Source organism: Halobellus sp. GM3 (assembly GCF_052545375.1).
Genome location: NZ_JBQWLT010000007.1, coordinates 52,608 through 73,141 on the forward strand (window position 1 = coordinate 52,608; position 20,534 = coordinate 73,141).

At 65.2% G+C, this 20,534-nt stretch carries 21 protein-coding genes; 15 read left to right on the forward strand and 6 right to left on the reverse strand.

The features are described from left to right. Window positions 1-58: 58 nt before the first annotated feature. The 3 genes from arcS to ACT3HL_RS12130 all read left to right on the forward strand — a co-directional run bounded on the left by arcS (window position 59) and on the right by ACT3HL_RS12130 (window position 2,628). Complete coding sequence (gene arcS, locus ACT3HL_RS12120) at window positions 59-1,864, forward strand: archaeosine synthase subunit alpha (RefSeq protein WP_445087096.1); 1,806 nt, start codon at window positions 59-61, stop codon at window positions 1,862-1,864. Window positions 1,865-1,954: 90 nt separating this feature from the next. Further along, window positions 1,955-2,221, forward strand: coding sequence for a hypothetical protein (locus ACT3HL_RS12125; protein ID WP_445087097.1), 267 nt, complete (start codon window positions 1,955-1,957; stop codon window positions 2,219-2,221). 104 nt (window positions 2,222-2,325) lie between these two features. Continuing rightward, a complete protein-coding gene (locus ACT3HL_RS12130) occupies window positions 2,326-2,628 on the forward strand; it encodes an ArsR family transcriptional regulator (RefSeq protein ID WP_445087098.1) in 303 nt (100 codons plus the stop codon). A 195-nt stretch (window positions 2,629-2,823) separates the two neighbouring features. Here ACT3HL_RS12130 and ACT3HL_RS12135 read toward each other — a convergent pair whose 3' ends face one another. Further along, window positions 2,824-3,876, reverse strand: a complete 1,053-nt coding sequence (locus ACT3HL_RS12135; RefSeq protein WP_445087099.1) for an ATP-binding protein — start codon at window positions 3,874-3,876, stop codon at window positions 2,824-2,826. A 163-nt stretch (window positions 3,877-4,039) separates the two neighbouring features. Here ACT3HL_RS12135 and ACT3HL_RS12140 point away from each other — a divergent pair, with 163 nt between their 5' ends. From ACT3HL_RS12140 to ACT3HL_RS12150, 3 genes are all read left to right on the forward strand, one after another. Continuing rightward, window positions 4,040-4,351 (forward strand): ArsR family transcriptional regulator, encoded by a 312-nt coding sequence (locus ACT3HL_RS12140; protein WP_445087289.1) that lies wholly within the window; start codon window positions 4,040-4,042, stop codon window positions 4,349-4,351. A gap of 314 nt (window positions 4,352-4,665) precedes the next feature. After that, window positions 4,666-7,785 (forward strand): beta strand repeat-containing protein, encoded by a 3,120-nt coding sequence (locus tag ACT3HL_RS12145; protein ID WP_445087100.1) that lies wholly within the window; start codon window positions 4,666-4,668, stop codon window positions 7,783-7,785. A gap of 373 nt (window positions 7,786-8,158) precedes the next feature. Next, on the forward strand, window positions 8,159-9,157 hold the full coding sequence (locus tag ACT3HL_RS12150; RefSeq protein ID WP_445087101.1) for a hypothetical protein: 999 nt from the start codon (window positions 8,159-8,161) through the stop codon (window positions 9,155-9,157). Between the two features lie 242 nt (window positions 9,158-9,399). Here ACT3HL_RS12150 and ACT3HL_RS12155 read toward each other — a convergent pair whose 3' ends face one another. Both ACT3HL_RS12155 and ACT3HL_RS12160 read right to left on the reverse strand, forming a co-directional pair. Further along, window positions 9,400-9,651 carry a HalOD1 output domain-containing protein gene (locus ACT3HL_RS12155; RefSeq protein WP_445087102.1) on the reverse strand — a complete coding sequence of 84 codons (252 nt, stop codon included), beginning with the start codon at window positions 9,649-9,651 and terminating at the stop codon, window positions 9,400-9,402. 84 nt (window positions 9,652-9,735) lie between these two features. After that, window positions 9,736-9,999 carry a hypothetical protein gene (locus ACT3HL_RS12160; RefSeq protein WP_445087103.1) on the reverse strand — a complete coding sequence of 88 codons (264 nt, stop codon included), beginning with the start codon at window positions 9,997-9,999 and terminating at the stop codon, window positions 9,736-9,738. 166 nt (window positions 10,000-10,165) lie between these two features. On the opposite strand from ACT3HL_RS12160, the gene ACT3HL_RS12165 reads away from it, so the two are divergent. The 4 genes from ACT3HL_RS12165 (at window position 10,166) to ACT3HL_RS12180 (ending at window position 11,630) form a co-directional block, all read left to right on the forward strand. After that, complete coding sequence (locus tag ACT3HL_RS12165) at window positions 10,166-10,576, forward strand: hypothetical protein (RefSeq protein WP_445087104.1); 411 nt, start codon at window positions 10,166-10,168, stop codon at window positions 10,574-10,576. 88 nt (window positions 10,577-10,664) lie between these two features. Further along, entirely contained in the window at window positions 10,665-10,961 is a 297-nt protein-coding gene (locus tag ACT3HL_RS12170) for a ubiquitin-like small modifier protein 1 (protein ID WP_445087105.1), read from the forward strand. Beyond that, window positions 10,958-11,227 carry a hypothetical protein gene (locus tag ACT3HL_RS12175; RefSeq protein ID WP_445087106.1) on the forward strand — a complete coding sequence of 90 codons (270 nt, stop codon included), beginning with the start codon at window positions 10,958-10,960 and terminating at the stop codon, window positions 11,225-11,227. The genes ACT3HL_RS12170 and ACT3HL_RS12175 overlap by 4 nt, the downstream gene beginning before the upstream one ends. Window position 11,228: 1 nt before the next feature. Continuing rightward, window positions 11,229-11,630 (forward strand): hypothetical protein, encoded by a 402-nt coding sequence (locus ACT3HL_RS12180; RefSeq protein ID WP_445087107.1) that lies wholly within the window; start codon window positions 11,229-11,231, stop codon window positions 11,628-11,630. Window positions 11,631-11,672: 42 nt separating this feature from the next. On the opposite strand, the gene ACT3HL_RS12185 is transcribed toward ACT3HL_RS12180, so the two are convergent. Then, window positions 11,673-12,023: a DUF7562 family protein gene (locus ACT3HL_RS12185; RefSeq protein ID WP_445087108.1), complete on the reverse strand. Its 351-nt coding sequence runs from the start codon at window positions 12,021-12,023 to the stop codon at window positions 11,673-11,675. A gap of 113 nt (window positions 12,024-12,136) precedes the next feature. Here ACT3HL_RS12185 and ACT3HL_RS12190 point away from each other — a divergent pair, with 113 nt between their 5' ends. From ACT3HL_RS12190 to ACT3HL_RS12210, 5 genes are all read left to right on the forward strand, one after another. Beyond that, a complete protein-coding gene (locus tag ACT3HL_RS12190; RefSeq protein WP_445087109.1) occupies window positions 12,137-12,616 on the forward strand; it encodes a PUA domain-containing protein in 480 nt (159 codons plus the stop codon). 306 nt (window positions 12,617-12,922) lie between these two features. Then, complete coding sequence (locus ACT3HL_RS12195) at window positions 12,923-13,282, forward strand: cell division protein SepF (RefSeq protein WP_445087110.1); 360 nt, start codon at window positions 12,923-12,925, stop codon at window positions 13,280-13,282. Window positions 13,283-13,412: 130 nt separating this feature from the next. Further along, window positions 13,413-16,361, forward strand: a complete 2,949-nt coding sequence (gene uvrA, locus ACT3HL_RS12200) for an excinuclease ABC subunit UvrA (RefSeq protein WP_445087111.1) — start codon at window positions 13,413-13,415, stop codon at window positions 16,359-16,361. A 237-nt stretch (window positions 16,362-16,598) separates the two neighbouring features. Further along, window positions 16,599-17,660, forward strand: a complete 1,062-nt coding sequence (locus ACT3HL_RS12205; RefSeq protein WP_445087112.1) for a WD40/YVTN/BNR-like repeat-containing protein — start codon at window positions 16,599-16,601, stop codon at window positions 17,658-17,660. A gap of 138 nt (window positions 17,661-17,798) precedes the next feature. Then, entirely contained in the window at window positions 17,799-18,881 is a 1,083-nt protein-coding gene (locus ACT3HL_RS12210; RefSeq protein ID WP_445087113.1) for a geranylgeranyl reductase family protein, read from the forward strand. A 24-nt stretch (window positions 18,882-18,905) separates the two neighbouring features. Here the strand turns inward: ACT3HL_RS12210 and ygfZ are convergent, their stop codons facing one another. Both ygfZ and ACT3HL_RS12220 read right to left on the reverse strand, forming a co-directional pair. Next, entirely contained in the window at window positions 18,906-20,060 is a 1,155-nt protein-coding gene (gene ygfZ / locus ACT3HL_RS12215; RefSeq protein WP_445087114.1) for a CAF17-like 4Fe-4S cluster assembly/insertion protein YgfZ, read from the reverse strand. Between the two features lie 153 nt (window positions 20,061-20,213). Then, the gene (locus tag ACT3HL_RS12220; RefSeq protein ID WP_445087115.1) at window positions 20,214-20,513 is read right to left on the reverse strand and encodes a DUF6432 family protein; all 300 of its coding nucleotides are present in this window, start codon (window positions 20,511-20,513) and stop codon (window positions 20,214-20,216) included. Between the last annotated feature and the right edge of the window lie 21 nt (window positions 20,514-20,534).

Sequence of the window (20,534 nt, forward strand, 5' to 3'; positions counted from 1 at the left end):
GGTCGACGAACGCTATCGAACAGACAGATAATTCACGGTCGACGGTGCATAGGGGTGTATGACCGACTACTTCGAGATCCACGGGCGCGACGGGGCCGCGCGCCTCGGGGAGCTCAGGCTCACGGACCCCCTGACGACGCCCGCGCTCGTCGACGGGAGCGTCGACGACGCGGGGAGCCTCTGGACGGGCGAGCGCGAGATGCCCCACGGCTACCGGGAGATGCTGACGATCCTGCCGCACCGCTCGTTCCCGGCCGGCGCCGACGAGCGCGTCCAAGAGACCTTCGCGGTCGACTACCCCGACGTCGACTTCCCGAGCGCCGCGGTCGTGACGGCCGAGACCGCGGCCGACTACGGATCGGACGCCTACATCCTCTCGAACGCGCCGGGGTTCGTCGGCCACGCGTCGGCGTTCCGCGACGAGATCATCGCGGCGCGGGAGGCCCTCCCCGCCGACACCGCGCTGTATCTCTCGGGCGTGGCCACGCCGCGCAACGCGGCCACGCTCGCCTACGCCGGCGTCGACCTCTTCGACGCGAAGCGGGCCCGCGTTCGCGGCCTGCAGGGCTTTTATCTCACCGCCGAGGACGAGTACTTCCTCGAGGACCTCGACGAGCTGCCCTGTGCGTGCCCGGCGTGTCGGGGCAAGCGCGTCGACGTCGACGCCGAGGAGGCCGAAGCGCGCGGAATCGCGGCGTCGGCGCTGTTCGACCGCGAGGACTGCGCCGATCACAACGAGTTCGCGCTCGAAGCCGAGCTCGCGACGGTCCGTCGGCGGATCCGCGACGGCCGCCTGCGCGATTACATCGAGGGGCAGGCCCGACACGACCAGTGGCTCACGGCCGCGTTCCGCGAGTTCGACGCGCAGTACGGGTACTTGGAGGAGCGGACCCCGGTCATTCGCGACAGCGAGCTCGCGGCGTCGTCGTCGGACTCCCTCCGTCGCGTCGAGATCCAGCGCTTCGCCGACCGGGTGACGAGTCGCTACCGCAACCGCTTTTCGAACCCGCTCGTGCTCGTGCCCTGCTCGGCGACGAAGCCGTACAGCGAGTCCCAGAGCCACGCGCAGTTCCACGACGCCGTCCAGTATCGGGGGCATCTGGCCTCGATGACCTCCCCGATCGGCGTCGTGCCGATGGAGCTCGAACTCACCTACCCGGCGCAGCACTACGACACGGTCGTGACGGGGCGGTGGTCCGAGGACGAGAAATCGTTCGTCGCGAGCGTGCTCCGGCTCTATCTCGAACGCAACGAGTACTCGCGCGTCATCGCGCACGTGCCCGAGGGGGGCTATCGCGACATCTGCGATCGCGTCGCGGGCGACGTCGACGTCGACTTCGAGTACACCGTCGACGACCACCCGACGACGACGGAGTCGATCGCGAACCTGATGTCGACGCTCGACGGCGAGCTGAAGTACGGCAAGCGGGAGCGACAGCACAACACGGTGAAGGCGCTCGCGGACTACCAGTTCGGCCCCGACGCGGGCGACGCGCTCTTCGCGGACGTCGACCTGCAGACGACGAGTCGCTACCCCAAGCTCCAGGTGCGGGACGACGACGGCGAGCAGCTCGCGGCGATGGTCCCGCAGTACGGCGTGCTCGCCTTCACGCTCGCCGGCGCGCGCGTCTGGGAGGAGTCGGACGCGCCGACGAAGCGCGTCGAGATCGACGGGTTCGTCCCCCACGGGAGCGTGCTCGCGCCGGGCGTCGTCGACGCCGACGATGACATCCGCGTGGGCGATGAGGTCGTCGTCGAGGGCCCGAAGGCCTTCGGCGTGGGGCGCGCGCAGATGTTCGGGTCCGAGATGGTCGAGTCGACGCGCGGCGAGGCGGTGCAGATGCGGCACGTCGAGGAGCGGTGACGCCGGCGGTAGGCAGCCCCTACCTGACTCCCCGGATGAATTATCAATCAAATAGAAGTTTTAAGTAGCTGTTCGCCTCATACATAGTTGATGTCGAAGCAACAGGAGGAGGCTGGTCACCCCCTCAACGAGCTCCCCGATCAGCAGGCGGTCGATTGGACGATCGTTCAGTCGCTTCTCGCCGCCAACGAGGCGACGTCGCGGGCGCTCGAATCACACCTCCTTCAGGCGTACTACGAACAGGACGGGAACGCGGAAACCGAATCCACGGCCCAGTATCTCGAACGCGCGGTCACTCGCCACGAGCGGATCATCGAGGACCTGCGGTTCGCTCGGGAACTGCTCGAGGAGCGGTAGCCGGGTCGCGCGCGGGACCGTCGGCCCACAGTGCTCCGAGCGTCGGGAGAAATGTACCATCGCTACATAGGAGCATATTTGGTCCCTCGGTCTCACACCGAGGTATGAAGCTGGCGGTTCCAACGGATTTCGATATCCTCGACGCCCTCTCGGACGGGCGGCGAAACACGGCGGTCAACCTCTCGTACGTCCTCAACAAGAACCGCTCGTACATCAACACGCGATTACCCGTGCTGGCGGATTACGACCTCCTCGAACGCGTCGGCCCGGCGCCGAACAGCGGGCTGTACGAGATCACCGAGAAGGGGCGAGTCGTCGCGGCGAACCGCGAGGCCTACGAGCGCGACGACGTCGACTTCGACGAGTTCGTCGCCGCCGAACTCGACGCGAGCGACGACGACGAGTAACGCGGCGCGACCACCAGCCAGCGCTTTTTCGGCCGACCGTCCCGAACCGGAACCGCGACCCCCCGCGTCCGTCGGCGCCCGTCTCTCGACTCGACCGAACGACGGCGTGCGATCGGGCGAGCGATCCGTCACAGACGCGGTATCGGTGGCTCGCCCGTAGAACCGCGATCATCCGAACGCGGGCAGTCGCCAGCGTCAGGGCCCGAGTCGATCGACGTTCCCGAGCTCGAACCGGGCCCCGCCGTCGGCGCTATCGGCGACGCGGAGGTCCCAGCCGTGCGCCTCCGCGACGGTCCGGACGATGTTCAGGCCGAGGCCCGTCCCGTCCTCGGCGAGCGTGTACCCCGGTTCGAGAATGCGCTCGCGCTCGCCCGCGGGGAGTCCCGCGCCGTCGTCGGCGACGTAGAACCCCTCGTCGGTCGCGCCGACGGTCACGGTGACGTCGGGGCCGCCGTGTGTCACCGCGTTCTGCAGGAGATTCGAGAGGAGCTGACGCAGTCGGCTCTCGTCGGCGCGGATCCGGGCATCGGCGGCGTCGACGACCAAGCGCGCGTCCCCGGTCTCGATCGTCCGCCAGCACCGCGACGCCGCGCGCCCCAGATCGACCGCGCTCGTCTCGCCGACGTCCTCGCCGTGGCGGGCCAGCGCCAGTAGGTCCTCGATGAGCTCGTCCATTCGGTCGAGGGCGGCGCGCGCGGCCGCGAGGTGCTCGCTCTCCACACGGTCGGCGAGCAGTTCGAGGCGGCCGGTCGCAACGTTCAGCGGGTTTCGGAGGTCGTGGCTGATGACCCCCGCGAACTCGTCGAGGCGGGCGTTCCGCCGTTCGAGCGTCCGCTCGTAGCGCGCCCGCTCGCTGACGTCCCGGAGGACGAGCACGACGCCGCCATTCGCGTGCGCGTCCCCTTCGCCCTCGGAGTCGAGCGGCGTGATCCGGACCTCGGCCGGGAGCCGGCGGGGGACGGGCGCCGACTCCGGGTGTCGGATCACACAGTCGCAGCGCTCCTCCTCGGAGCGGCCGTCGGCGACGGCGTCGATCGCGGCGCGGAGGTCGCCGTCGCTCGATTCGACGTATTCGGCGAGGCGCTCGCGGTCGGATCCGAGGACGTCCGCGCGCTCGGACCGGGTGACGTCGAGAAACCGACGGTTCGCGAACGCGACCGAGCCGTCGGGGTCGAGCGCGACCACGGGCTCCCGGAGGGACCGCAGGACGGCGCGGTCGTCGACCGATTTATGACCGCTGGCTGTCATTACTTGGCTCCCAATACCCACCGACGAGTATAATTGTTCTGCAATCGTTTCGGGGGAACCGGGCCAATGCGCTTCTCCGCGCAGAAAAAAGTAATATATACCAACGGTATGTAGATTTAGTATCATCAACGCCGGCTCGCCCGGCGGGTATCTCACAATGGGATTGGACTTGGTCGAACCGACGGACTTCGAGATTCTGTCGTACCTCGCGGCGGAGGGGCGGAACAACGCGGTGAACGTCGCGGTCGCGCTGGATCGGGACCGCACGTATATGAACACGCGCCTGGGCACGCTCGCGCGCTACGGGTGCCTGCGGCGCGTCGGCCCCGCGGAGAACAGCGGGCTGTACGAGATTACCGAGAAGGGGCGGGTCGCGCTGGAGCATCGGGAGGCGCGGCGCGATCCGGAGGCTGACTTCGAGGCGGTGGTGGAAGAGGCAGTCGTCGGCAGTGCGGGCGAGCGCGGGGGAGAGTAATGGGTGGGTGCTCGCGGGCGAAAAACGCCACCGTGGGCGACTACCTTGGGGAAAATCATCAGACCGCGTGAAAATTCCACACTTTAGAATCTGAAATATATTACTTTCAGTTGTATTTATGGGACGAATCTGTTAGAGAGGATAACTTTAAGTTCGATGCTATATACCGACGGTATGTGCGAGCAGTATCAGCTACCGGTGGCTATCGGCAGGCGGTGTATCACTGGTCGGTACTGCTCGTGTAACCGAAATATGGTTACAAGGAAACTATGACAGGACACAATAGACGGACAAGGTACGGAACAGTACTCGCCGTGGCGTTAGCCGCGGTGATGGTGCTGTCGGTGTTTGCAACGCCGGCGGCAGCAGCAAGTGCGACCTCAGCCGCAGATACGATCGTTAACGCAGATAATGTCGGTGATGGCGGGGAGCAGGTAACTGCGACTTCAACAATCAGTTTCCAATCTCCTAGTGATGACAATCCAAGTGTTGGTGACACAATCACTGTTCAGCTGACATCTGGGAATTTAGAAGAAGGTGACGTTGAAATTGACTCTGCATCGGTTGACAGTGTGGATCCAGATGGCACAGCGGGTGAGGTCACCGGTGTTGAAGTGAAAAGTGTCCGTGATGGCAACGTGTTTACTGGGACGCAGGACACTGTTATCGTCGAAATCACCTCTGTTGATACTTCAGGTGGAACCGACGTCAGCGATGACTCCTTCGACCTAACTACCACGTACACCATTAACAGCCAAGCCGCTGAAAATGCGGGTGCGAGTACTTTCACAGGTACGGGAATCATCGGAATTACCGCAGATACTGTTGGAGGTTCCGCAAATAACCTCGCTGGAACAAACCTCGTGAATCTCGAGATTGAACCCGGTCCTTCACCGGACAAACTCCAAGTCACTGGTGTTGCTGATATCGCCCACGATGGGACGGCTACGGTCACCGTCAAAGCGGTGGATCAGTTCGGAGCTGTAATCGAACCTGAAAATATTGCGGGAGTCTCAGACCTCGCGAATGCACAGAGCACCTACTCTGACATAAGCAACGTCAACGTGAATCTGACGAGTGTTCCTAACGATGTTGAGGACTTCAATACCTCAGGAACCCTCGCATTAGGTTCAGGTGCCTCAGGCACTGCCCAATGGGATGTCGCTATCGGTAGCGGTGCAGGGGATATCAATACCGCACCTGATGGTACGGCGTACGTTGGCAACTTCGAAGTGCAAGCTAGTGACGGTGACGGGGCTATTAGCGCGTCCAGTGCACAATCTATGGACATCAAACCCGGCGCCGTTGCAGCATCCTTCGAAAACAGTACGTACGATGCTGACGACCGACCGACTAATCCAAACGAAACTGCCCTTGATGTGAATATCACGGATGGTGCAGGAACCAACCTCGAAGTGGCAGAGCTCGAACTGTCACTAACGGCAGCAGTGACGTCCGGTAACTACCAGGGCAGTACTGCGAACGGAACGCTCACTGGTCCTTCCATCGCCGATACAAATGGTGATGCGATTACGTCCATTACGGTGGACGGTTCGACCGCTCAGAATATCGTAATCACTGACAACCTCAACGACGCTGATTCCAGCGCGTTCACTTTCAGTTCGACCGATGCGGCCGACTACACGTTAACTGTGACTGAACCAGTTACCTCGAGTTCGGCCGCTCCGTCTGTCACCGTTAGTCCCGGTGCCGCGGATACGCTGGATCTGACCGTCAGTGATACCACATTTGACAACGGTAAGACTGACTTCGTCTCACCGACTGTAACGATCAAAGACGCTCACGATAACCAAGTCGACGGAACTAGTCGGTATTCCTCGAGTGATACCGACCTGACCTTCACTCTGAAGACGCCCGACGGTGACAATTACAACGCTCCGGCGACGAAGACTCTGACTGGAGTAACGGGTAGTCCGGCGACAATCGGTGACAGCGATGGCGGCTCTCCGGATATCGGTGCTGGCGTCGGAACGTTCACGCTTGAGGTCCAGCAGGACAGTGGTAAGCTCGCGAACGACGTCGATAGCGAGACGTTCACGGTGTATCCCGCAAGTGTGACCGTTAGTGAGACCTCAGGAGGGAATGTGGATGCTGGCACAGCCAACACCATCGACCTGACTCTACAGGACGATGGGACCAATGGCCCGGTCAACAACGTGAGTTCCTTCCAAGTTGACCTTCGTCTCGACACCGAGACCCTGCAGAGCGGTGCAGATATCGCGTCGTCGAGCGACCTCAAGGTCGAAATTGCAAACGAAGGTCAGCTCAACGCGTCTGGCTCTCAGCAGGATGTGACGGTGACGGTCGAATCCGGCAGTCCGTCCGTCGACTTCAACTCGACTACTGCTGGTACGTTCGGTCTTGAAGCTGAAGTCGACACCGATGGTGGAACGTCCACTGATACGACTTCGACCTTCGATGTGAACCCGCTGGGAATCAGCGAGCTGAACGCAGATATGAAGGAAGAAGTCGTCGGTGCTGTCGATGACCAAGGTGGAAACGCTGAAGTTACCCTCACACTCGAAGACGAGTACGGTAACGCGGCAGGTTACCAAGCGAATGCGCAGGACACCACTGTAAACATCACCACCGATAGTGGTACTGAGGTCTACTCGCAAACGATTAGTAGTGGTTCCCTTACGGCTACGACTAGCGCTCCGGATCAGGCACTTCGGACGATCAAGCTAGGTACCGATGCGAGCACGAGCCCTCTGGATCCAGACAGTGACCTGTCAGACACAGTCGAGACTGGTCCGACCACACTCAACGTGGATAACAACGATGCGAGTTCTGTCGCTACTGACAGTCTGACTATCGTTCACGAGGCATACGACCTCAACAAAGGCTTCCAGCGTGTTTCCCTCCCGCAGCCTGCGGAAGTGGTCACGACGGACGTCAACCACGTTACGACATGGAACACGAGTGCCACTAACTACGACAGTGACGAGATCGATGTCGTCACTGGTGATACGGTCTCCGGTGATGCTGAACTCCATAGTGGCCTTCAAGTCTCCGGAAGCTCCGCTGATGCCCGTATTGGCTTCAACTTCTCTACGGAAGACACGGCTGAGCCGGGCGAGGCTTCCCTCGAGGAAGGGTGGAACTTTGTCGGAACGAACTACGATATCGCTACTAATAACAACTACAACCTTGCTGATGACCTTCTGTCAGTGAAGGACATCGCCAAAGATGGTAGCGCTAACAAGTTCGTTATGGACGGCGGAATGAACGTCCTGCTTGATGCAGGAGAGAGCAGCGATAGTACTACCTCCTTGACCGATGCTATTAACGCCGGTAGCAGCGGAAATGGAGAATACGGGACGTACTGGGTGTACGTTGAAGATCCGTCTGGATCTGAATACACTCGACAGATCGTGAAGACCGGATACGATCCGAGTAGCCGTAGTCCCTAGCTGAAGTAACTACTTTCCTTCAATATTTATGAAAATGAATCGGATCGCAGTGATATTGTTGGTGCTAATGGTGGCATTAACTGGGGCCATTAGCAGCACCGCTGTTGCTCAATCCGACGAGCCAGGGGAACCTGTCGTGTTCTATGGCTCGGCGAGTATGGCTAGCGGAGATGTACCAGAAGGAACGACTATCGTGCTCGCAGTCGATGGTGATCAGCAAGACTCCGTTGTAGTTGGTGAAAGCGGGGTTTATGCCTCGGACGATCCGAGTTCGGATAAGCTGGAAACCCACACGAACGCCGGCTCGACGATCACATTCCACATCGGGAGTGTCGATGGTCCGCAGGCGAACGAAGAACTCGAGATGGATAATGTGGGATCTGGTGTCTTCGAGCAGGATCTCACAGGATTCCAAGCGAGTGAAATCGCCGACGAGATCACTCTCGAACTAGGAGGGGGCACTGGCTCGGTGACTCTCACTGACGGTGATTCCGTCGACGCAGTCGTAACAGCAACCTTCGCTGACGGGAATTCAGAAGAGGTAACGGCTGATACGGCACTCAGTAGTGACGACACCGATGTCGTAAGCATCGACGGGACGACGATCAGCGCCGACAGTACCGGTAGCGCGACGGTTACGGCCGAGTACCAAGGACTGAGCGATAGCGTCGACGTCGAGGTCGAAGAATCCTCCGGCGGGGGCGGTGGGGGCGGCGGCGGAGGCGGCGGAGGCGGCGCTGCACCAGCAGAGCCGGCTGAGCCTGCCTCTGTCTCGGCCCCTGCGACAGGCACGAACCCGACTATCAGCGTCGACGAGGGAATCTCCCTCTCGTCGGTCGGCTTCGGTAGCCAGACCGACATCGACGCCGAGGTCGAGATCAACGAAGTGACCGAGCCGCCCGCGCCCGAACCGGAGGGCTCGACCTTCGTCACCGGCGCACAGATCACCTTCACGTCGGGTGACTCGAGCGGCGTCGAACGCGTTCGGATGGGCGTTCGGCAGTCCCGACTGGACGAACTCGACGTCTCGTCCGATCGGCTGGTCATCGGCCACCTGAACGAGGACAGCGGCGAGTGGGAACTGCTCGAAACGACGGTCGAGAGCGAGGACGGCGAGCAGGTCGTCCTCGACGCGCCGTCGGCGGGCTTCTCCACCTACGCGGTCTTCGCCCAGGAGGAACAGCCGACGACCACCGCGACTGACACGCCCGAACCCGACACCGACGCACCGTCGACCGACACGCCCGAACCCGACACGCCGACCGAGACGCCCGAGCCCGACGGCGGGCCCGGCGCGCTCCTCATCGGCGGCGTCGTCATCGTCATCGTGGCACTCGCCGCGGGGGCGTACCTGGCGTTCGGACGCGAATAACGACGAACCGACCCAACCGACCCATTTTTTCGGCGTTGCGACTCGCGGTGACTGAACGACCGCTGAGACTGACTGTTCTCGTCGGCGCGGTGAACGCCGTCGACGGCGCGGGCGCTCACCGGTGCACCGTAACAACGATTATGAGGAGCCGAACGGCCGCCTCGTGAGTCGGTTGCGGCTTGCTACCAGTGATCCCGAAAGCGGGGGGCGCGCCCCCCGAGAAGAGACGACACCAGCCCCGATCAGTCCGTCTGCTCGAGTAGCGGATTTCGCTCGTCGATGTCCGAGACCGAGACCGACCCGTCGTGTCTGACGGTCACTTCGTACGTGGGGGTCTCAAAGACGAGCGCCCACGAGCCGCTGTCGTGGGCCGCCAACGTCTCCAGCGCGTCGAGATCGACGTAGTCGCCGAGCGAAAGGCCGAGTTCCGCGGCGTCGACCCCCTCGGCGTCGGCTATCTGCTCGACTATCGTGCTAATGAGATGCTCTGCCATCTGAATTGTCGTATTTTGAACCATTCCGCCATCATAGTTCCTGCGATTTCCTTGTCTCGTCGCGGCGAGACGAAGCGAGGACGTTCACTCGGTGTCGGACCGGAGGAAGTCATCGAGGACGTAGAGGCCGAACGGGACGGTCCCGCAGACCACCGCGAACAGGCCGACCTCGAGCCCCGCTTCGCCGAATTTGTCGATGTACAGCGCCAGTGACCCATCGAAGACGTACGCGATGAGGACGATCGAACCCAAAAGCAGCGTCGAGAAGCCGCCGAGAATGACCGTGTACCACGCGATGAACCGTCGGAAGCGGTCGTGCGTCGATGCCTTCGAGCGCGGAGAGATCATATTCGGGGGTCGGCCTCCGCGTGCCGTCTCGGGACCCGACTACTTCGTTAAGCCGTCCGTACGACCGATATTCGAAGGAGAGACGCTCGAGAGCGGCCGACGAAACGGGATCGGTGGTCCCGCGGACGACCGCGACTTTTTCACCCCGCGTTCCCTCCCATCGGGTATGACAGGCGACTCCACGGAGCCCGACCGCGAACTCTCACTCGGCGTGCCGAAAGGCGTCCTCGACTCGCTGCCGGAGGACGGCGCGAACGCCGCCGCGGACATGAAGACGGCCGTCGCCGGCATCGAAGCGAGCCTCCGGGAGGCGATCGAATCCGCCGACTCCGACGCGGAGGCCGCGAGCGACGCCGTCGACGCCATCGAGCACCTCGAAGCGAAGATGGAGACCTACGACGAGTTCGTGCCCGAACTGCGGGCGTGGGGGCAGTCGCCCATCTACGCGATCGCGTGGCGGAACCTCTACGCGGAGCTGATCGCACAGCTCTACGAGCACGAGTGGCTCGCCGCGAACATCGACCGCGAGCGGAACTACCGGCTCGTCGAGGACGGGATCCGATTCGGTGATCGGTGATCCGAACCGGCGGTCGATCGCGTACCGGCGGAGGTAGCGGGCCGCACAGGCGCGCATCCTTTTTGCCCGCTGCGCCCCAGCATCGGGTATGTCGTTTCAACTGCGTTTTTTCGCCACCTTCCGCGAAGCGGTCGGGACGAAGACGATCACCCGCGAGTACGACGCCGAGACCGTCGGCGACGTCCTGCTCGCGCTGGAGGACGAGTTCGAGGGACTGACCGGCGAACTGCTCGATGAGGGGTCGGTCCGGCCGCAGGTGAACGTGCTCTTGAACGGCCGCGACGTCGAACACGAGGCGGGTCCCGAGACGCCGATCGAACCGGGCGACACGCTGAGCATCTTCCCGCCCGTCGCGGGCGGGTGCTCGGGCGGGGCCGAGCCGTGAGCGCCGAACGGGAGACGCGAGAGAAGTCCTACCGCGGGATCTCGGTCCGATTGGCCCGCCACTACCTCGAGAAGCTCGGCGGCGACGTCGTCGGCGACGAGCGCGTCGAGGGCGAGGGGTGGACGGCGACGCTCTCCTCGGAGAAGGTTTCGATCGGTCCCACGCTGTCGCTGACGGAGGTGACGGTGGCCTTCGAGGGCGATCCGGCCGCGCTCGATTCGCTGATCGAGCGGTTCTCGCGGAAGGCCATGCGCGCCGGTGGGTGAGATGCCGGACCGCGGCGGTCGTCGCGACGTCGACCCCGACCACTCCGACATCCCGCTGGACGGCGACGTCCTGCTCGCTGCGGCGGCGACCGCCAGCGTCTCCCCGGCGCGGCTCGCGCCGCTCCTTCGCTCCGCACAGGCGCATCTCGCCTCGCGGGTGGACGCGTACCGCCGATCCTACGAGTGCGCCTTCGAGGACGGACAGCGAGCAGTCTTTCTCGTCCCCGACGGCCACTGGCGCGAGCTCGGCGCAGAGATTGAGATCACTGCGCGCGAGGCCGACGCCCTGCAGCGGGCACACGGCCGACAGCTTCGGCGGACCGGCACGAAGACGAATCGACGCGCCGAGTGGGAGTCGGCGCTGGAGATACGAGAGGCGGTCGTCGTCGGCACCAAGTCATAGCGGTCGCGGGGGGACCATCGGCACCCGTTCGGACCGTCGACCTCAGCGCTTCCGCTCCGGATCCTCCGGCGTACCGTAGCGCTCCTCGACGGCGCGGACGTACCGCGAGAGAAACGCCGCCTGCGAGCGCTCCGTGCGTCCGCGCTCCCGGGTGTCCGTATCGTCCCAAGCCTCTGCCCGTTCGAGGTCGATCAGGAGGGATTCGAGTTCCCCGCGAGGCTGGTGGCAGAGACCCCGGTAGCACTCCTTGCAGATCCGTTCGAACGTCTTGCCGTGTCGCTCCCAGCGGTCGCCGTATTTGTCGTACTCGCGCGTCTCCGAGCGCGGGAGCACCGTCCCGCAGGCGATGCAGACGACGGTCCTCCCGCCCCGCGCGTCCCGGGAACGCCACATACTCGAAAGATTGCACTACCCACACTTAGCGTTTTGCGCGTCGGGGGGCGTAGCGGCGGGAGAGGCGGGGGCCGTGTCGCGTGATTTATCGGCACGGGTGCCGTGCCCCCGGTATGCAGATCAAATCTCGGCACCACCTCCGCGCCGACGAGATCGACGAACTGGAGGCCACGATCGAGGCACAGACGGGCGTCGACCTCGGCGGCGAGACCTACGAGATGGTCGAACTCGCCGAGGAGCCCTTCGACGTCGTCCTCGTCGACGGCGAGGCCGACGTCGTCCAGTTCGCCGAGGAGGCGTTCCTGACGGTGCAGGGGGCAAACCGCCACGAGCCCACGAGAGGGATCGTCACCGTCGACGCCGGCGCGATCTCGTTCGTCAGCGACGGCGCCGACGTGATGCGCCCGGGGATCGTCGCGGCCGACGAGGACGTGAGCGAGGGCGACCTCGTCACGGTCGCCGAGGAGACCCACGGCAAGACGCTCGCGATCGGACGCGCGCTCGTCGACGGGGACGAGATGGCGGGCGACGCCGGCAAGGTCGTCGAGTCGATCCACCACGTCGGTGACGACCTCTTCGAGTTCGCCGTCTGATACTGTCTGTTCTCATACTGACTGTTCTCACGGTGTACGGTGAGTGCCCACCCCGTTGAGCACGCCCACTCCCTTGAGCGCGCCCACCCTGTTGACGGCGTTCGCCGGGACGAGACGAGACGAGAACAATTAGAATCAGAATCTGAACCCGGATCAGTACTAGCCTCAGTCTCAGTATGAGGCGGCCAACCCACTCCCCGTCCGGCCTGACGATCCGGCAGCGAATCGCTCGAACGTCGGAAATCCGTGTGCGTCTGACGAGCGTCTGACGTAAGAACTAACGTGTTACTGGCGTTTGTGGTCCGTATGGGCATAATGAGCAAGATCATCAGCGGGGGCGGACAACACACGACAGACGAGTACCTCGATCTCGACATCGACCTCGGGGACGTGGAGGGGTCCCGCGGCGAGGCCGGGATGAACGTCCGGATCGCGACGATCAGCGGCCAGCAGGACGTCATCGACATCAAAGACGCCGTCTACGACGGCGACCTCGTGATCGCCGACATCACGCGGCACACGACGTCCGACAGCACGATGGAGCACATCGTCGACGACCTCCGACAGGTCGCCGAGGAGGTCGACGGCGACATCGCACAGAAGGACGACGACCAGATCATCATCGCGCCCACCGGCGTCGCTGTCGCCCGCCGAAAACTGAACTAGACGCGCGGCGCTGCATCCATCTTCGAGCGGTTGAGCGCTTTTCTGCCGTTTTTGTCTGGGTCTGACCGTATACGGCGGGCACCATCGAAACCGACGAACTTTCCTCTTCGCTCTCCCTACCCGGCCGTAGATGAGCAAGGACTTCATCGAGGTTCGAGGTGCCGAAGAGCACAATCTGAAGGACCTCGACGTCCGGATTCCGCGCGAGACGTTCACGGTGGTCACCGGCCTCTCGGGGTCGGGGAAGTCGTCGCTCGCCTTCGACACGGTGTACGCCGAGGGCCAGCGGCGGTACATCGAGTCGCTGTCGGCGTACGCCCGCAACTTCCTCGGGCAGATGGACAAACCGAAAGTCGAGGCCATCGAGGGGCTCTCGCCGGCGATCTCCATCGATCAGAAGAACGCCGCGAACAACCCCCGGTCGACGGTCGGCACGGTGACCGAACTCCACGACTACCTCCGGCTGCTCTATGCCCGCGTCGGGACGCAGTACGATCCGATCACGGGCGAGGAGGTCGGCGAGCAGTCCGCCCAAGACATGGTGAGTCAGCTGCTGGAACTTCCCGCGGGGACCCGCGCGAAGATCGCCGCGCCGGTCGTGCGCGACCAGAAGGGGGCGTTCGAGGACCTCTTCGAGGACCTCGTCGCCGACGGGTACGCCCGCGTCGAGGTCGACGGCGACTCCTACGACCTGACGATCGACCGACCCGACTTGGACAAGAATTACGACCACACGATCGACGTGATCGTCGACCGGGTGAAGATCGAACCGGAGGGCCGATCACGGCTCGCCGACTCCGTCGAGACCGCGCTCGCGGAGGCCGACGGCGTCCTGAAGGTGATCGTCCCCGACCCGCCCGCGGACGTGCCGTTCGCCTCGAACACCCGATCGACCGGCGCGCTCGCCGGCGAGGGCGACGACCGGCTGATCGTCGAGTTCTCCGAGGAACTCGGGAATCCGAACTCCGACTTCCAGTTCTCGGAGATCGAGACGCGCTCGTTCTCGTTCAACAGCCCGCACGGGGCCTGCCCGGAGTGCGAGGGGCTCGGCCAGACCAAGGAAGTAGACGAGGACCTCGTCGTCCGCGACGCCTCGAAGCCGATCAAACACGTCTTCGAGGCCTGGTCGTACAACCGCTCGTACTACCGGACGCGTCTCGACTCGGTGGCCGAGCACTTCGGCGTAAGCGTCGACACGCCCTTCGAGCAGCTCGAAAGCGAGATTCGACGGCAGTTCCTCTACGGCACCGACAGGGAGGTCGTCTTCGAGCGGCAGACGCGCAACGGCACGCGGCGGAAGACGAAGCGCTTCGAGGGCGTCATTCCGAACCTCGAGCGCCGCCACGTCGAGACCGACTCCGAGTCGACGCGCGAACACATCGAAGACTACATGGCCGTGACGACCTGCCCCGCCTGCGAGGGAACCCGGCTGAAAGAGCAGTCCCGACACGTCCTCGTCGCCGACACGTCGATCACCGAGGTCAATCAGATGAGCATCGGCGACGCCTTGAACCACTTCGAGGGGCTCGAATCAGAGCTCACAGACCGCGGGCGAACGATCGCCGCGGAGATCCTCAAAGAGATCCGCGCCCGCCTCGGCTTTATGCAGGAGGTCGGACTCGAGTACCTCACCCTCGACCGGGAAGCGTCGACGCTCTCGGGCGGCGAGAGCCAGCGCATCCGGCTCGCGACGCAGGTCGGCTCCGGTCTCGTTGGCGTCCTCTACGTCCTCGACGAACCGTCGATCGGCTTACACCAGCGCGACAACGACCGCCTGCTCGACACGCTCGAGGGACTGCGCGACCTCGGGAACACCCTACTCGTCGTCGAACACGACGAGGAGACGATGCGCCGCGCCGACAACGTCATCGATATGGGGCCCGGACCGGGCAAGCGCGGCGGCGAGATCGTCGTGCAGGGCGACTTCGACGACGTCTGCGAGGCCGAGGGCTCGCTCACCGGCGACTACCTCGCGGGTCGAAAGGAGATTCCGGTGCCCGAAGAGCGCCGCGACTCCGATTCGGAGATCCGGATCCGCGGCGCGCGCCAGCACAATCTGAAGGACCTCGACGTCTCGATCCCGATCGGACAGTTCACCGCCATCACGGGCGTCTCGGGGTCGGGGAAATCGACGCTGATGCACGAGATCCTCTACAAGGGGCTGGCCCGCGAGATGAACGACAACACCTCGGTCGACCCCGGCGAGCACGACGCCATCGAGGGGATCGAGGAGATCGAAACTGTCCGATTGATCGATCAGTCGCCGATCGGTCGGACGCCCAGATCGAACCCCGCGACGTACACTGGCGTCTTCGACTACGTCCGCGAGCTGTTCGCCGAGACGAAGCTCTCGAAGCAGCGCGGTTACGAGAAGGGCCGCTTCTCGTTCAACGTGAAGGGCGGCCGGTGTGAGGCCTGCGGCGGACAGGGGACGGTGAAGATCGAGATGAACTTCCTCTCGGACGTCTACGTCCCCTGCGAGGAGTGCGACGGCGCGCGCTACAACGACGAGACGCTCGACGTGACGTACAAGGACAACACGATCGCTGACGTCCTCGAGATGGAGGTCTCGGAGGCGCTCTCGTTCTTCGAGTCGAACTCGCAGCTCCGCCGCCGACTCCAACTCCTCGAAGACGTCGGCCTCGGCTATATGACGCTTGGGCAGCCCTCGACGACGCTCTCGGGCGGGGAGGCCCAGCGGGTGAAGCTGGCGGAGGAACTCGGGAAAAAACAGACCGGCGAGACGCTGTATCTCCTCGATGAACCGACGACGGGCCTCCACAAAGCGGACGAGCGGAAGCTCATCGAGGTGCTCCAGCGGCTCACCGACAGCGGCAACACCGTCGTCGTCGTCGAGCACGAACTCGATCTGGTGAAGAACGCCGACAACATCGTCGACCTCGGCCCCGAGGGCGGCGAGAACGGCGGCGAGATCGTCGCGACCGGTACCCCCGAGGACGTAGCCCGGACGGAGGCCTCACACACCGGTCGGTACCTCCGCGACCTCCTCCCCGACGTCGACGTCGAGGGGCCGCGATCGGATCGGCGCAAGCCGGCGAAGGCTGCCGACGACGACTGAGCCGAGGCGCTCTCGCGAGCGAGGGTTTATAACCGATACCGAGACCAGCAACCGCGTGACGTAGGGACCACCCCGCGTCGGGCAGCGGTTGCTCGGCACGTCGACGTGGGGGCCCGACGAGAACCGGGCGACGCCGCTGTGCCGACTGTTCGCCAAGCGGGATTCCGTATAGTGGGTACTGCCCCCACTGAGCGGGTCCGCCGCTGACGCCAAGTGTGTGCGACACGTACGCACGCTATGGTCACCTGTTACGCCGCCTCGCGCGCGGGCGTACTCGTCGCCCACGACGTGGCCGACGCCGAAGACACCGCCGCGGATCCGACCGCCGAGCTCACCTTCGAGAGCGACAGCGTCGAATGTCTCGACGCCGGCGCCGATTCCCCCGATCGCGTCTTCTGCGGGACGTTCGACGCCGGCCTGCACCGCTCCGTCGACGGCGGAGAAACGTGGGCCCGCGTCGGAGCCGACACGCTCGCGACGTCGGTGACCAGCGTGACGGTATCGCCGCACGATCCGGACGTCGTCTACGCCGGGACCGAGCCCAGCGGCGTCTACCGGTCGGCCGACGGCGGGACCACTTGGAAGGAGCTCCACGAACTGACAGCGCTTCCCTCCGCGTCGGAGTGGGCGTTCCCGCCGCGACCCGACACCCACCACGTGCGCTGGATCGAGGTCGACCCGGGAAATCCGGACCACCTCTACGTCGCCGTCGAGGCCGGCGCGCTGATCCAGACGCGCGACGGCGGGGAGACGTGGGAGGAGCGCGCGCCGTCGACGCGCCGCGACACCCACACGATGGCGATTCACCCCGACGCGCCAGACCGGGTCCGCGCCGCCGCGGGCGACGGCTACGCCGAGAGCGACGACTCAGGCGAGACGTGGTCGTTCCCGCAGGCGGGGCTCCGGCACCGCTACTGCTGGAGCGTCGCCGTCGATCCGGGCGATCCGGGACACGTCCTCCTCTCGGCGGCCGCGAGCGCTCGCCGGGCGCACACGCCGGACGCGGCGGCGTCGTACCTCTACCGACGCCGTGACCCGACGGTGAGCGGCGCCGGCGCTGGCGACGCAGACGACCGGTGGGAACGACTCGACGACAGCGGCGTCCCGACCGGCGAGGGGGTCCTCCGGGCGACGCTCGCTCCCGGAGTCGGCGACGGCGAGCTGTTCGCGCTCACCGACCGCGGTCTGTTCCGAACAACGACCGGCGGCGACGCCTTCGAGCGCGTCGCCGTCGACTGGCCCGAGGCGTTCCGCGGGACCACGACCCGGGGGCTCGCGGTCGTCCGAACAGCGGAATAGCCGGGAGCGACGGGGCATCCGGGCTCGATGGTCACCGCTGGGAAGCGCCCGCTGTCGAGGAGCGCACCGTCGCCGTCGAAGAGCGGCCGCCATCTCGAATCCGACGATATATGCCGCCGCGCCGGGTACCGTCGGATGATGTACGATTTCGCGGTCGTCGGCGTCGGTCCGGCCGGCGCGCGCTTCGCCCGGCGCGCGGCCGCGGCGGGATACGACGTCGTCGCGTTCGAGCAGGGGACCATCGGGACGCCGCTGGCGTGCTCGGGGCACGTCAGCACCGACATCTGGGAGTACATCCCCAGCGGTGTGAAGCCGAAGCTCCTCCAGAATCAGGTCTACGGCGCGCGGTTTCACGTGGGCGGTCCCGACTCGGCCGCCTACCCATTCTTCAAGCGCGAGGCCGTCTCGAACGTGATCGATCGGGTGGAACTGGACCGGACGCTCGCGGAGTGTGCGCGGGAGGCGGGCGCGGACATTCGCGAGGGACACACCGTCGTCGACGTCGACGAGCGTCACGACGCCGTCGATCTCACGGTCTCGAACGCGGGCGAGGCGGAGACGGTTCGCGCGAGGATGGTGGCCGGCTGCGACGGCCCCACCTCGCGGGTCCGGCGGCAGTGCGGACTCCCGGAACCGGACGAGATCCTCCACGGCGTGCTCGCGTTCGATCCCGCCCCCGACGACGGCGACTTCGTCGACGTCCACCTCACCGCGCCGCGGTTTTTCGCCTGGCGGATCCCGCGCGGTGAGGCCGGCGTCGAGTACGGGCTGGCCGCGCCGCCCGGTGCGTCCGTGAGCGAGCTGTTCGACCGGCTGACCGAGGCCTACGGCGTCGAGACCGAGCACTTCTGCTCGGGGGCGATCCCGATCGGTCCGCCGGAGCGCGTGACCGGCCGCCGCGTCTTCCTCGTCGGCGACGCCGCCGCGCAGACGAAACCGTTCACCGGCGGCGGCATCCTCTATGGAATGACCGCAGCCGACTGCGCGGCCGCGGCGATCGACCCCGACGATCCGGGGACGCTGCGCGACTACGAGTCGGCGTGGCGCTCGGAGCTCTCTCGGGAGATCGCGCTGGGGCGCTGGATCCGGCGGGCGTACTCGCTGCCGGAACCGGTCCAGCGACTCGGCCTCCGGACGCTCTCCGGCGAGATCGGCGTCCATATGGACCGCCCCTCGTCGTTCTTCTCGCGGGAGCACCTCGCGAAACTGCTCGGGCGCTGACCGGGGCGAAAAGCGGCCGTCGACTCAGCCGCTCAAATACGTGGGGAGCCGCGCCGAGACGACGCCCCCGTCGACGAACGGGAGCGCCGCGCGCTCGGCACCGACGAGTTCGCCGTCGATGCGGGTGGACAGTGACGTCGCGTCCGCCTCGAAGTCGACGAGCGCGAGCGCGATCGGGGCGTCGAGCGACGGGCTCACCACGGCCCGAGTCACCTCGCCGATCGGAGTGTCGCCCGGGTCAGCGAAGACGGGCGCGCCGGAGTCGGGAAGCGGTCGGCCCTCGCCGTCGAGGTCGCTGTCGTCACTGTCTGCGCTCGCGTCGAGGACACTACCGATCCGAAGGCCGACGAGCCGCTGGCTCGGCCGGCCGCGGTTTTCGACTTTCGAGACGACCTCCTGGCCCACGAAACAGCCCTTCTCGAAATCGAGCGCGTTGCGGAGGCCGAGGACGTTCGGCACGCGGCCGTCGAGTTCGGTCTCGAAGAGCGGCGTCCCGGCCTCGGCCGTGAGCGTCTCCCACGTCCGGTAGCCGAACGGGACGGCGTTCATCCCGAAGATCAGGAGCGTCTCGAAGACGCGATCGGCGTCGTCGGCCGCGCAGACGATCTCGTAGCCCTCTTCGCCGACCGGTCCGTCGCTGGCGATCACGGAGACGCCCTCGCCGCCCATTGACCCGCGGACGAACGTGAGCGCCGGTTCGGGCGCGCCCGCGCCGTTGAGCACGCTCGCGACCTTCTCGGTAGATTTCGCCCCGTGGACGCCGAAGACGGCGAAATCGGTCGACGCCTCGCGTACCTCGACGTCCCGGATGAACACGTTCTCGGCCCACTCCTCGGCGAGCGGTTCCGCGCGCGTCGGCGGAGTGAAACACAGGAGTCGCTCGCCCGCGTTGTAGACGTACAGGTCCGTCTCGATCCGTCCGTTCGGATCCAAGAGCAGCGCGTAGACGCCCTCGCCGTCCTCGCGCGGGATCCGGTTCGAGACCGTGTCGTCGACGAACTCGACTCGGTCGTCGCCCTCGACGACGACGACGCCGTAACCCATCTCGATCACGCCGGCGCCGTTGCGGACGGCGCGGTGGGTCCGCTCCGGACGGCCGTAGTCGCTGACGATCCGGCGGCCGCCGCGCTCTTCGAACGTCGCCCCGTGCGCCTCGTGCATCTCCCTGACGACCGTCATTGTCTCTCCGTGTGCGCTCGGAGGGGAAAACCGCAGCGGGAGCGCCCCGTCGCGCGTCACCGATGGCGGCTCATCCTGACCGGTCTCGCTGTGTACCGGCGGGTGCCGTCAACGGGATGGGCGCCCACCGGGACGGGACGAGAACAATCAGTATCAGAGCCCGAACCGGTCACGGATCGCCCCGACGAGGCCGCGCTCGTCCGCCTGCTCGGCCTCGGGGTCGGGTACGACGCGGTCGTCGACGAGGATGACCACCCGGTCGTCGCCGTTCTCGACGGAGATGAGCCCGTCGCCTTTCAGCGCCGCCAGCGCCGACTCGATCTCGTCGATGTCGGCGTCGACGGCGGCGCGCACCTCGAAGACGGTCATCCCCTCGGCCGCGCGATCCACGAGCGCATCGAGAACCGCCACCTCGACGTCGCGCCGGTTTCGAAACTCGCGCCGCGCTCTCATAGTCGACCGTTCGGTCCGGCG

Bases quoted from the DNA above. Each gene is read 5' to 3' on its own strand.
- ACT3HL_RS12155 (WP_445087102.1), bottom strand. From the start codon at position 9,651: ATGGCAGAGCATCTCATTAGCACGATAGTCGAGCAGATAGCCGACGCC.
- arcS (WP_445087096.1), top strand. From the start codon at position 59: ATGACCGACTACTTCGAGATCCACGGGCGCGACGGGGCCGCGCGCCTC.
- ygfZ (WP_445087114.1), bottom strand. From the start codon at position 20,060: ATGACGGTCGTCAGGGAGATGCACGAGGCGCACGGGGCGACGTTCGAA.
- ACT3HL_RS12210 (WP_445087113.1), top strand. From the start codon at position 17,799: ATGTACGATTTCGCGGTCGTCGGCGTCGGTCCGGCCGGCGCGCGCTTC.
- ACT3HL_RS12160 (WP_445087103.1), bottom strand. From the start codon at position 9,999: ATGATCTCTCCGCGCTCGAAGGCATCGACGCACGACCGCTTCCGACGG.
- ACT3HL_RS12170 (WP_445087105.1), top strand. From the start codon at position 10,665: ATGTCGTTTCAACTGCGTTTTTTCGCCACCTTCCGCGAAGCGGTCGGG.
- ACT3HL_RS12165 (WP_445087104.1), top strand. From the start codon at position 10,166: ATGACAGGCGACTCCACGGAGCCCGACCGCGAACTCTCACTCGGCGTG.
- ACT3HL_RS12130 (WP_445087098.1), top strand. From the start codon at position 2,326: ATGAAGCTGGCGGTTCCAACGGATTTCGATATCCTCGACGCCCTCTCG.
- ACT3HL_RS12125 (WP_445087097.1), top strand. From the start codon at position 1,955: ATGTCGAAGCAACAGGAGGAGGCTGGTCACCCCCTCAACGAGCTCCCC.
- ACT3HL_RS12220 (WP_445087115.1), bottom strand. From the start codon at position 20,513: ATGAGAGCGCGGCGCGAGTTTCGAAACCGGCGCGACGTCGAGGTGGCG.
- ACT3HL_RS12205 (WP_445087112.1), top strand. From the start codon at position 16,599: ATGGTCACCTGTTACGCCGCCTCGCGCGCGGGCGTACTCGTCGCCCAC.
- ACT3HL_RS12135 (WP_445087099.1), bottom strand. From the start codon at position 3,876: ATGACAGCCAGCGGTCATAAATCGGTCGACGACCGCGCCGTCCTGCGG.
- ACT3HL_RS12195 (WP_445087110.1), top strand. From the start codon at position 12,923: ATGGGCATAATGAGCAAGATCATCAGCGGGGGCGGACAACACACGACA.
- ACT3HL_RS12185 (WP_445087108.1), bottom strand. From the start codon at position 12,023: ATGTGGCGTTCCCGGGACGCGCGGGGCGGGAGGACCGTCGTCTGCATC.
- ACT3HL_RS12180 (WP_445087107.1), top strand. From the start codon at position 11,229: ATGCCGGACCGCGGCGGTCGTCGCGACGTCGACCCCGACCACTCCGAC.
- uvrA (WP_445087111.1), top strand. From the start codon at position 13,413: ATGAGCAAGGACTTCATCGAGGTTCGAGGTGCCGAAGAGCACAATCTG.
- ACT3HL_RS12190 (WP_445087109.1), top strand. From the start codon at position 12,137: ATGCAGATCAAATCTCGGCACCACCTCCGCGCCGACGAGATCGACGAA.